The sequence below is a fragment of the Oceanobacillus locisalsi genome (genome assembly GCF_042675985.1).
Taxonomy (GTDB): domain Bacteria; phylum Bacillota; class Bacilli; order Bacillales; family Amphibacillaceae; genus Oceanobacillus; species Oceanobacillus locisalsi.
In genome coordinates this window covers 1-533 of record NZ_JBHTKK010000068.1, presented here as the reverse complement: position 1 = coordinate 533, position 533 = coordinate 1, and the positions used below count along the sequence as shown (strand labels likewise).

The window sequence follows — 533 nt, the reverse complement described above, 5'->3', positions numbered from 1 at the left end:
GTGTCCTGGGATGATTCCGTTGTTTTTTCCATATATACAGTATACGAAAGAGAATTCGGCTTGCCTAGCCTCATTCCCATATTCGCATATTTCAATTTATTATAGAACGGTACGGGCTTTTACTTCGCTGTGTGCTTGTTTTTGGTTGATAGATAACCCATCCAGCAGCCACCGGAGCTGACGCGGGCTGATGTGCATCGGGGCTGCATCTTCTTCAGACGGCCAATGAAATGTTCCTCGCTCCAATCTCCGATAATGCAGCCAGAAACCATTATTCTCCCATTGAAGGATTTTCAATTTATCGCGTTTCCGATTACAGAACACAAATAAACAGGGCGAAAAAAGATCCAGCTCAAAACACTCTTGGACAATGACCGCTAATCCATCAATGGATTTACGAAGATCTGTGCTTCCGCGTGCTAAATAGACTTGTTCGAACGGCATATGGCTTATCATCGATAGGTAAGCACCTGTACAACATCGGATAGTAAAGCCATGTCCGCACCAGGACGTACTTCGACAGAAAGGCTGTC

Annotated in this window: 1 protein-coding gene; it reads right to left on the bottom strand. The window is 44.8% G+C overall.

From position 1 onward, the window contains the following. Positions 1 to 99: 99 nt before the first annotated feature. A partial coding sequence (gene tnpB / locus ACFQ19_RS20365) for an IS66 family insertion sequence element accessory protein TnpB (protein ID WP_379594681.1) occupies positions 100 to 533 on the bottom strand: 434 nt, incomplete at its 5' end.